General features: G+C 69.9%; 11 protein-coding genes. 7 read left to right on the top strand and 4 right to left on the bottom strand.

Annotation, left to right across the window (positions count from 1 at the left end; genetic code table 11):
* Positions 1 to 97 precede the first annotated feature (97 nt).
* Positions 98 to 529, bottom strand: a complete 432-nt coding sequence (locus ACLU3S_RS33070) for a winged helix-turn-helix transcriptional regulator (protein ID WP_355136751.1) — start codon at positions 527 to 529, stop codon at positions 98 to 100.
* Between the two features lie 113 nt (positions 530 to 642).
* Between ACLU3S_RS33070 and ACLU3S_RS33075 the strand changes: the two genes are divergently transcribed.
* The 4 genes from ACLU3S_RS33075 (at position 643) to ACLU3S_RS33090 (ending at position 4,451) form a co-directional block, all read left to right on the top strand.
* Positions 643 to 1,368 carry a DsbA family protein gene (locus tag ACLU3S_RS33075; protein WP_413955674.1) on the top strand — a complete coding sequence of 242 codons (726 nt, stop codon included), beginning with the start codon at positions 643 to 645 and terminating at the stop codon, positions 1,366 to 1,368.
* A gap of 66 nt (positions 1,369 to 1,434) precedes the next feature.
* Complete coding sequence (locus tag ACLU3S_RS33080; RefSeq protein ID WP_413955675.1) at positions 1,435 to 2,103, top strand: FMN-dependent NADH-azoreductase; 669 nt, start codon at positions 1,435 to 1,437, stop codon at positions 2,101 to 2,103.
* A 258-nt stretch (positions 2,104 to 2,361) separates the two neighbouring features.
* Entirely contained in the window at positions 2,362 to 3,963 is a 1,602-nt protein-coding gene (locus tag ACLU3S_RS33085) for an ISL3 family transposase (protein WP_413955676.1), read from the top strand.
* Between the two features lie 56 nt (positions 3,964 to 4,019).
* On the top strand, positions 4,020 to 4,451 hold the full coding sequence (locus ACLU3S_RS33090; protein ID WP_413955677.1) for a DUF4259 domain-containing protein: 432 nt from the start codon (positions 4,020 to 4,022) through the stop codon (positions 4,449 to 4,451).
* 378 nt (positions 4,452 to 4,829) lie between these two features.
* Here the strand turns inward: ACLU3S_RS33090 and ACLU3S_RS33095 are convergent, their stop codons facing one another.
* From ACLU3S_RS33095 to ACLU3S_RS33105, 3 genes are all read right to left on the bottom strand, one after another.
* Entirely contained in the window at positions 4,830 to 6,263 is a 1,434-nt protein-coding gene (locus tag ACLU3S_RS33095) for a BN159_2729 family protein (RefSeq protein WP_413955678.1), read from the bottom strand.
* Entirely contained in the window at positions 6,260 to 6,859 is a 600-nt protein-coding gene (locus ACLU3S_RS33100) for a sigma-70 family RNA polymerase sigma factor (protein ID WP_413955679.1), read from the bottom strand. Before ACLU3S_RS33100 ends, ACLU3S_RS33095 begins: the two co-directional genes overlap by 4 nt.
* Before the next feature lie 146 nt (positions 6,860 to 7,005).
* On the bottom strand, positions 7,006 to 7,293 hold the full coding sequence (locus ACLU3S_RS33105; RefSeq protein WP_413955680.1) for a helix-turn-helix domain-containing protein: 288 nt from the start codon (positions 7,291 to 7,293) through the stop codon (positions 7,006 to 7,008).
* Positions 7,294 to 7,530: 237 nt separating this feature from the next.
* On the opposite strand from ACLU3S_RS33105, the gene ACLU3S_RS33110 reads away from it, so the two are divergent.
* From ACLU3S_RS33110 to ACLU3S_RS33120, 3 genes are all read left to right on the top strand, one after another.
* Complete coding sequence (locus ACLU3S_RS33110; protein ID WP_413955681.1) at positions 7,531 to 8,076, top strand: transcriptional regulator; 546 nt, start codon at positions 7,531 to 7,533, stop codon at positions 8,074 to 8,076.
* 525 nt (positions 8,077 to 8,601) lie between these two features.
* Entirely contained in the window at positions 8,602 to 8,841 is a 240-nt protein-coding gene (locus tag ACLU3S_RS33115) for a hypothetical protein (RefSeq protein WP_413955682.1), read from the top strand.
* Positions 8,842 to 9,545: 704 nt separating this feature from the next.
* Entirely contained in the window at positions 9,546 to 9,758 is a 213-nt protein-coding gene (locus tag ACLU3S_RS33120) for a hypothetical protein (protein WP_413955683.1), read from the top strand.
* Positions 9,759 to 10,257: the final 499 nt, after the last annotated feature.

A 10,257-nucleotide genomic window follows, 5' to 3' on the forward strand; every position in this document is an offset into this window, starting at 1 on the left:
TGGGCAAGCGCATTTTGGGCGATGGTACGTCGTCTTCGTGCGATGTGGTCGGGGCCTGAACGCCGAGCCGACGTCTGCTGCGACGAAGGGGGAGCGCTCAAGTCGTGCGTGCGTCGTAGGCCTGCTGGTGGTGGCGGATCTCGGCGTGCCGGTCGGCGGACCAGGCGGCCAATTCGAGCACGGTGGACAGCAGGGAGGCGCCGAGGCCGGTGAGGGAATACTCGACGCGGGGTGGTACCTCGGCGTAGGCGGTGCGATCCACCAGCCCGCTGCGCTGGAGCTGCTTGAGAGTGAGAGTGAGCATCCGCTGGGAGACACCGGGGATGGCCTGCGCGAGGTCGGAGTAGCGCACGGGCCCGTCGGCCAGGGTACCGATGATCAGCACGCTCCACTTGTCGCCGACCATGTCGAGTACCTCACGGATGAAGTCGGCGTCGTTGTCGCTCCACTGCGCACAGGGGCCCGGTGTGCTCCGTACGTCTGCCCGTACGTTCGTGCGCCGCCGTCGGATTTCGCTGCTGGCGCCCACGCCTGTCGCCCCTTTCTGCTGATCCACGAACATGGATGTGCCTTTTGTAAGGCTCGCCATGCTAATGCACAGTGAGGCTACGAACAGGAAGTAAGTACGGGAGGAACCTCACCGTGAAGCTCGAGTTCTGGTCGGACATCATCTGCCCGTATTGCGGGCTGATGGACAACCGACTGCGGCTGGCCCTGGAGCGCTTCGAGCACGCCGATGACGTCCAGGTGGTCCACCGTTCCTTCCAGGTCCACCCCGGCCTGCCCCGCGAGGGCGTCACCCAGCGGCAGCTGCTGGAGATGCACGGCATTTCGCCGGCGCGCGCACAGCAGCTCCTCGCACCGATCGAGGCCGCCGCCCACGCCGAAGGACTGGAGACCTATCACGCGCTTGAGCGCACACTCGGCCCGACCGACCACGCCCACGAGCTCCTTGCCTTCGCCACCGACAAGGGGCGCGGCAACGAGGTGTGGACGGCGATGTTCCACGCTCACTTCGGGTCCGCACGCAATCTGTGGACCCAGGACCAGGTTCTCGACTTCGCCGCCGAGCTCGGCCTGGACCGTGAGGAGACCGACCGGGTACTGCGCGAGCGTCGCTACCGGGCTCGGGTCGTTGCCGACCAACGCGAGGCCGAGCGCCTGGGAGCCCACGGCACACCGTTCATCACTCTCGACGCCACGTACGCCATCCCCGGCGCCGTCGGCACCGACGAACTCCTGGCGGCGATGACGACAGCATGGAAAGCCGCCCATCCCGAGCCGCAGCCGATGCAGATCCTCGGCGAAGCCGGCGGCGCCTGTGCCCAGGACGGCTGCGCCGTCGCTTCCCGACACCCCACGCCCTGACGACACGGCCCCACCCGCCCACAGTGCGCACACGCCCACGCACTCTCACACGAAAGAGCCACCGCCATGTCCTACCTACTGCGTATCGACGCCTCTGCCTTTGGTGACGCCTCCGTCTCCCGCCAGGTCGCCGACTCCTTCACCGCGGCTTGGAGCCGCGACATCATCCGCCGCGACCTCGCGCTCGACCCCGTCGGCCACTTGGACGCGGCCGGCATCACGGCACGCACCACCCCCGCCGGCGCGCACACACCCGAGCAGAAGGCCGCTGCACTCCTGCAGGACGAGCTCGTAGAGGAGTTCCTCGGCGCCGAGGCCTACGTGTTTGCCGTACCGCTCTACAACTACTCCATGCCGTCGGTCTTCAAGGCATGGCTGGACCACATCATGATCGTGGGCAAGACGATAGGACTGGCCGGCCCGGCCCCCAGCGCCGGCCGCCCCGCAGTCGTCATCTCGGCCCGAGGCGGCGGATACGGCCCCGGCGCACCCCAACACGGCAAGGACTTCCTCATTCCCGCACTGCAGACCATTCTCGGCGACACCAATCTGATGGCCCTGGACGTCCGTCCCATTACGCCCGAGCTGACCTACGCACCAGTCATGGAGCCGCTCCGGCACTTGCTCCCTCAGCACTACGCCTCACTGAAGCAGGCGCATGCACAGGCACGCCGGCAGGCAGCGGAGGTCGCCGCGGTCATCGCCACCAGACGGCCTGAGCTGCCCGGAGCATAAGCCTCATCAGCGCAGGGCATGACGGTGGCTCTGTTGCCGAGTCGCGGAATCCAGCGCGTCCACGGCTCCCGGCAGCGAGCGCGTGATCAGCGCGATCCGCCGGGAGGCATTCGACCACGTGCTCTGTTCACGAGTTTCGGTTCTGGCTCAGCTTTCGTGCAGTGGCCACGGTGAGTGACGGCTGAGCGCCTCCGGGCGGTATGCGAAGTCGCCCGAAAATGGCTGGTGGTCAGCGGCGCTGGGCTGACAGTCCGGGCCGTGGAAGACGTTGTACTCCAGTTGAAGACGCTGTTGTTCCCGGCGATCGCGGACATCGCGGTGTTGTCGGTAGACATGGATATCGAGAATGTGCGCCTTGACGCGCAGTGCACCACGACCGGCGCCGCCTGCCCGGGATGCGGAGTCTGCTCGATCCGGATTCAGAGCTCCTGCCTGCGGTTTCTCGCTGATGTCCCGAGCGCCGGACGAAGCGTCGTACTCCAGCTGCGAGTCCGGCGATTCCGGTGCGGGAACACCACGTGCCCACGTCAGACGTTCGTGGAGCAGATATCCGGCCTCACCCGCAGGCACGGCCGGCGCACCGAACGGCTGCGTTCCATCCTGACCGCAGTCGGCCTCGCCCTGCCCGGTCGAGCCGGCGCCCCTCTGGCTGCCGTGCTCGGCATGTCCATCAGCCGGAGCACGGTCCTGCGCCTGGTCGAGACGCTGCCCGGACCGGAGGTGCCGCCGCCTCGCGTCGTCGGCGTCGACGAGTACGACCCCCGCAAGGGCCGCCGCTATGGCACTGTCCTGGTGGACGTCGAGACCCGTCGTCCGATCGATCTCCTGCCTGATCGAGAAGCATCAAGCCCGGCCGCCTGGCTCGCCCAGCGGCCAGGGATCGAGGTCGTCTGCAGAAACCGCGCGCCGTTCTTCGCAAAAGGCGCCACAGCCGGGGCACCCCAGGCGACGCAGGTCGCCGACCGCCGGCACTTATGGCACAACCTCGGGGAAGCCACTGAGCGGGCGGTCGCCCGACACCGCCAGTGCCTTCGCGTCCTGGTCCCCGATCCCGAGGCGAAGGCCGACGAACCCTCGCCACCCGAGGAGAAGACGGACTCGCCATGGCGGAGCGAGCGGTCCGCCAACCGCGCCCGAGCCCGGCACGCCACGGTCCACGCGCTGCTGGAAGCCGGCCACAGCCGCCGCTCCGTCGAGCGTCAGCTCAAAATGACCCACCGCACCGTCAAGAGCCTTGCCGACGCGGCGAAGCCGGAAGACCTCTTTCGCGGCCAGTGGCAGCACAACCGAACCTCCGTCCTTGACGAGTACAAGCCCTACCTGGACGAACGCTGGGACGAGGGCTGCACCAACGCCTGGAAGCTGTGGGAGGAGATCGTTCCCTTGGGCTATCGCGGCAGCTACGGCCGGGTCAGCGCCTACCTGCGCCAAAAGCGCACCTCGCCACGGCCGGTCACCGCGCAGGTGCCGGCACCCCGCGTGGTGACGAGATGGATCCTCGGCCGACCCGAGACGCTGACCGAGATCGAACAGCTCCGACTCAAGGCCGTCCTTGCCAACTGCCCCGAACTCGATGCCCTGACCGGTCACGTCCAGTCCTTCGCCCACATGCTCACCGAGCGCCAGGGTGACCGACTCCCAGTGGCTCGACGCCACCCGAGACAGGACGACCTGCCCAGCCTCCGCACTCTCGCGGCCGGCATTGACCGAGACCGCAACGCCCTCATCGCCGGTATGACGCTGCCCTGGAACTTTGGGGTCGTCGAAGGCCACATGAACCGGATCAAGATGCTCAAGCGCCAGATGTTCGGCCGCGCAGGCTTCGACCTGCTTCGCAAACGGGTCCTGCTCGCCCCGTAGTCGTGTTGTCAGTGCTTGATGCGAGGATCCGGGCGACCATACGCAAGGAGATCAGCATGGGCACCTGGGATACTGGTCCCTTCGACAACGACACAGCCGCGGACTTCGCCAACGCGCTCGACGACGCCGAGCCCGAGGCGCGTGAAGCACTGATCCGAGGTGTCCTCATCCGGACGATCGACGCAACCGGCTATCTCACGGAAGCAGAAGAGGCGGTGGCCGCCGCCGCCTTGATTGCGGCGCAATGCCCGGGAGGCGAACCCGTCGACATGCCCTACGGTCCGGAAACACCCATGCCCATGTTCCCTTCCGACCTTCGGGCACTCGCCGACGAAGCCCTCACCCGCATCGTCGGCGACGAGGATGGGCCAGCCTCAAACTGGGTCGACCCGGAGGACTGGAAGCAGTGGCGAGCCATACTGACGCGCCTTCGCGCAGTGCTTGCCCCGCCACCCCCTTCCATTGCTCTCTTCGATGTTCAGCCGTAACGGAGCGTCACTCAGCACGGAAGTTGAGCCAGAACCCGAGTTCCGACAGCACATGTCCGGCACGTCGAACAGCAGCAAGCCTGGGCGTTGTCCGATCCGGCGCCGGTGGCCAGCGGGCGGCCACAGCGTCACGGGGAGGCGATGCGACAGGCGTAGGGGCGGGCGGCGCGGGCGCGGTCGCCGCAGCGGGTGGAGCACGGACCGGAGCGAGCCCGCGTTGTGTCAGCCAGTGGTCCGCCCGCACGGCAGTGCCCGGACGAGCGGCCTCCCGGCAGCCGGAGCCCGGCCCTGCGGCCGCGCCGCCCTCGCCCGTGGTGCACCGCTCGCGTGCTCGAGGAGCAGGCGCTGCAGCACAGGGCCGGCGGTGCGCGGCGTGCTTCAGCCGGCCTGGGGGGCGTCGGGGTGCGCGGCGGCGGGGGTGAGGGGCCCGTTGGCCATGACGATGGAGGTGAGCGGGTAGGGCGGGCCGCTGCTGCCGCCCAGGGTGAGCAGGGGGGTGTCGTCCTCCTGGCGCCGGCCGTCGTAGTGCCACATCTGGCCCAGGCGGTCGGTGTGGGCGAGGGCGAGATCGTAGATGCGGCCGCCCAGGCAGAAGGGTTCGCCGGCGAGGTGCGCCGCCTCCTCCAGCAGACGGGGCACGGCGTCCGCGGTCAGATGCACCTCGACACCGTCCAGGTGCCCGGTGGCCTTCTGGGCCCATCCGCTGGGCTGGGTCGGCGCGTTCGGGGGTGCACCGATCACGCCCAGCCAGTACTCCCAGTCGCCCAGCGACAGGGCATGGATGTGGACATGGACGCGTTCGTGATCCGAGGTGATCTGCATGACCTCGAGCCGGTCCGCGTTCTCGGTGCGCAGCCTGGCCGCCGTGACGGCGGCCGCCGGCTGTGCCTGCTCCCCGTCGGCCGCCCGCGCCTGCTCGTCGCCGGTGCTCTGCGCGGTGAGCGGTGCGAGCACCGCGCCCTGCCGGGCAGGGACCGGGCCGGCCACCGGCGGCCTTCGGGCACCGGCACCCGATCCGGCACCCGATCCGGCACCCGATCCGGCACCCGATCCGGCACCCGATCCGGCACCCGATCCGGCACCCGATCCGGCGGCCGGCCCGGCAGCCGGTCCCGGCGCGGCCGCCCGCACGGCGAAGGCCGCATCGGGCGTGCCGGCCGGTGCCGCGCACGCGTCGGGCCCGTACGCGCTCGCGGGGAAAGGCTCCGGCACGTCAAGGATGTGCAGCGGGCGGGGCGCCCGGGCTGCGCCGGGTACCTCCTCGCCGGCACGGGGAACCTGGGGTACGCCGAGTACGTCGTCGCCGGCACGGGACGCCCGGGATCCGCCGGGTGCCTCCTCGCCCGGGCGGGGAGCCCGGGGGACGCCGAGTACGTCCTCGCCCGCACGGGACGCCCGGGATGCACCGAGTGCCTCCTCGCCCGCACGGGACGCCCGGGATGCACCGAGTGCCTCTTCGCCCGCACGGGACGCCCGGGGTACGCCGGGTACGTCCTCGCCGGCACGGGGAACCTGGGGTACGCCGGGTACGTCCTCGCCGGCGCGGGGCGCGATGATCACCTCCCACCGGGGCGGGGCATCCGGTACCGGGTGCGCGGCTTGCCCGGTGGCCCCGTCATCGCCCGGTTCCGCCTGCGGCAAAGCGTGCCGGGTGCGGCCCGGTCCGGTAGGTCGTCCCAGGGCCTCGGCCCCGCCGGTGTCCACCAGGCGGCCCTGTGCGTTCAGATCGGCGATGAAGGCGCGGGCGAGTTCGCTCAGCCGCGCGGTCAGTTCCTGCTCGACGTCGCTGCCCTTGCCGTAGGAGATGGTCATGCCACCGCCCCCGCGTAGGCTCTGCGCAGGGAGTCCAGCGCGCGCCACTGCAGCGTCTTGACGGCGGCGTCGGTGGTGCCCATGGTGCGGGCCGTCTCCCGCACGGACATCTCACCCAGAAACCGCAGCCGGATGACGACCTGCTGACGGGGTGTGATCCCGGACAGAGCGTGGTGCAGGTCGTCGACCGCGAGCAAGGACAACACGGTGTCTTCGGGATTGCTCACCGAAGGGGCCCAGGCATCGTGGAGTTGGGTGATCTGCCCGACGAAGGTGAGGTGGCGTGTCGCGGCGGTCTTGAAGTGGTCGGCGACCGCGTTGCGTGCGATGGTGCACAGCCAGGCACGGATCGACGTACCGGTCCAGGTGAAGGTGGCGATCTTGGCCCATGCCTTCATGAAGACGTCCGCGGTGAGGTCCTCGGCCAGGGCGGTGTTCGATCTGACACGTCGGCCGATGAGCGTGGCGACGACATCGTGATGCATCCGGTACAGCTCGGCGAACGCCTCGCGATCGCCCTGCTGGGCGCGGGTGACGAGGGCCGATTCCCCCGTGGCGCCGCCGTCGACGGCAGCGTCGTGAGCCTGAGTGGTCAAAGGGTGCTCCCGATCGTGCGTGGAGGAAGGTGCAGAAGGTTGGGTGGGGCGGCCGGCGGCAGAACGCGGCGTGGGGGCGGGGTGACGCCTCGGGCGCCTGCCGGGCCGGGCAGCAAAGGGGCAAGGAGGGCTGCGGGTGCGGTTGTTCAGCCGGCCGCGTGCCCGTCCCGGTGCCGCAAACGGTGCCGGTCCGTGGCGGGCACACGCCGCGGCCCGGCAAGCCGGCTGCGCCCGAGCGTCTGCGGGTCGTCGTAGACGAGCGCGTCGAGCCGGACACTGTAGGCATCGCGCAGCGTCCAGAGCGTGCCCAGGCTCGGCTGTTTCGTTCCGGTCGCGAGCCGGTGGAGCGTGGATCTGCTGATACCGGTGCGCTGCGCCATGTCGGCGACGCTTTCGTCACCGAGCTCCCTGGCCTTTACCAGGAGCATGGCCATATGGAGGCGAAGCATGGTCAAAAGACCCCCTCAGCAACGTGCAGCCGCGTGGCCTAACCCACACGGGCGCAACATATGCAAGTTGCCAGGAGTGAGTGACGCAAGGGTATTTTGATTCGCACACAGATACGCTATTCGGGATGTGGCCTGCACAAATGCCGATCTAGGTTGTGACCTGCAAAGGTGCACGCGTGCAACTGGCATGTGACGACATGCCCGCGCGCTACCCTCCGAGGCATGCGGAGTGCGAAGGATTCCCCCCACGACCTCAGGGCCAAACGGCAGGCTCAGGCGCAGCGAATCGGCGCGTTTCTCACCCAGGCTGCCACGGCATGCGGATACGACGTCCGCCGGCGCCAGGGCGGGCGGGCGCAGCTGGCGGCCGCGACCGGTCTGAGCCTGACCACCGTCAGCCGGACACTGGACGGCAAAACCCTCCCCCTGCCCTCGCAGTTGACGACGTGGGCGACCGTCCTCAACCTCGATCACCGCAGGATTTTGGTGGAGAGCGGCCTCATTCCCGAGCAGCGCGGCCCCCAATCACCCAGACGGCAGCCGAATACGGCGCCCCTCCCACCGAATACGGCGCCCCTGTCGCCGAATACGGCGACGCTCTCGCCGGACGAGGCCATGACCGCCTGGAGAATCACCGATCCCATCATCCGCAGGACACTGAACGGGAGCATCCTCCACGCGATCGAACTCCAGGCGGAGATCGACGCGGCCCAGGCCCCGCAGGAGGGGGTGCAGGAGAACAAGCGCGCCTGGCGCACACGCAGTTGACACCGCCGGCGATCGAGATCCCTCTCCTCGCCGATCACCGCATGCCCGTGATCGCGCCTGCACCAACCGCCCCGGCAGGGACGCCGCCTTGCCGCCCGCCCTCGCGGGGGCGCCGTCTTGCTGCCCGCCGCCGCGAAGGGGGGCGGGCCGGCCCGGCGTCATCTACCGCACGCCCCGGCGGCCGGAGCGGACCGACGGCCGGGGCGGACCGGCGGCCGGGGCGGACCGGCGCTGCAGCCGGCGCGGACCGTGGCCGCACCGCCGCGGACCGCGGCGGTGCGACAGCACCACCGCCACCGTGCGGGACGCGGGAGATTCGAGCACATGCACGCCCGCCCGGTGCGGTCACCCGGCCACGGCGTGCCCGCTAAGCTCGGCGGAAATCATGGCCGAAATCCAGTGCCTGCACCACGGCTGGCGGCCATGACAAGAGCCAGGGATATCCTCCTGCCGTGCCGGCATCCAGCGGGTCGTGAAAGACCACGCCGAGAGGGGTAGCAGGTGCTTGTCGTACAGGGAGCCCCCGTGACCGCTGTTGTGCGCAGCAGCACCGGCGAGGCGGTGATTCTGCTTTCCGGCGACCCGCTGCGGCAGGTACCCGAGTCGACGCTCACCGACATGCTCAACGCGGCAGCCGCCGTTCTCGACGCCGCGGAACTCCACTTGGTCAACAACACCGTTCCCGCACTTCACACAGGCGCGCCGGATTTCCTCGCCCACATCGGCCAGGACGAGTTGGCGGTCTACAAACTGACCGTCAACTGACGCCTTCCGCCCATCGCCGGCGGACACGGCCCACCCCCATTTTCTTTTTCCCGCCACGTGGGACGCCCCGCGCCGGGAGCCGGTGCAAGGACACGAGTTCTGGGCCGTCACGACCGGGCCTGCACCGGCTGCCGTCGTGCCGAATCGCGGATCCTCACCCCGGCCCGACCGGCACAAAACAGGCCTCACTCGGCCGCTGCCGCCGGTCACGGCCCAAACGAAACACGCCGCCGAGCCTGCCGGCCCACTGTTTCGCGTGCCGCCCCGCCGATGCGCTGCGCGGTGCCGCGCCGCCGCAGTCGGCCCTGGTGGGACCGCACGGATGAACAACAGTACGACTTTGAACGAATGTCGCATTTGGATTGTTTGCGCTTTTCCTTCGGTTTCGGCTACTGTCCGGGGCCTCCGGACGAATTGTTCGGAGACTTTGGACGGCGGGCGGGTCTCCCCCAGTTCCGCCGCGCCCCGACTCCTCAGCCGGGTTTCCGCATGGCCCGGCCACGGAGGAAGGGGACCTCCGGGCCGTCCACCCGCCCCTGCGGCGCGTTGTGCGGCGGGCAGCCTGCTGCTCGCTCAACTGCCGGCCCCAACGCGCCGCAGGGTTCGCAACGAGGCCGGAGTGCCAGCCCCGCGACACACCGGGACGCACCCTGCCGGAACTCGTTTTTCCGCAATCCCACTTGAAGGACGAAAGGACTCTCTTCATGAACACCGACCAGCTCGAGGCCGAGACCGCACAGCTGCTGCCGGGGCGTGAGGCGCTCGGCAAGTTCTCGTTCAACTTCGCCAAGATGACCACCGTCACCAAGAAGGTGGCGCACGTCGACGCGCACAACGAGTCGGCCGCGCTCAACCAGTGCTCGCCCTACGCCGTCGCCCAGTCCGAGGCCGCGCAGTCCATCAGCGTGCAGCAGTGACACACCGGCCAGGCAGGACCGCACCGGCACACGCCGCACGGTCCTGCCTGGCCCGCCGGCGGCCTGCCGGCCCCCGGTCGAACGCAGACACCCCCGCCCCGCCGCGCCCGCCTTGGGTGCACACCGTGCGCCAAGAGCCCTCCGGCCGGCGCAGTTGGCAGCGCACGCCGCACGCGGATGTGCTCGTCGGGCCGTATCAGCCCCGGCGGCCGGGCCGTTCCTTCGCCCAGGGCCGCTCCCCTCGCACCCTCACCTCACCGCATCTCCACCCCCCTCGCCTCGACCGCGCGCCCGCCGCCCGTGACCGCCCCACGCACGTGCCCTCCTGGGCGGCTGCCGGGATGCAACGCCCCCCACCGGCACCCGCCGCACACCGCGCACATGTCACCAGCCGTCAGATGCGCCCAGGAGGAAGACCATGCCGGCGCCACACGAGAACACCAGCCCCACCAGGCTCAGACCCCACGCCGCGCTCCGCGTACAGCTGCCCGGGCAGACG

Origin of the sequence: Streptomyces sp. AF1A, assembly GCF_047340315.1 — a bacterium.
Classification (GTDB): Bacteria; Actinomycetota; Actinomycetes; order Streptomycetales; family Streptomycetaceae; genus Streptomyces.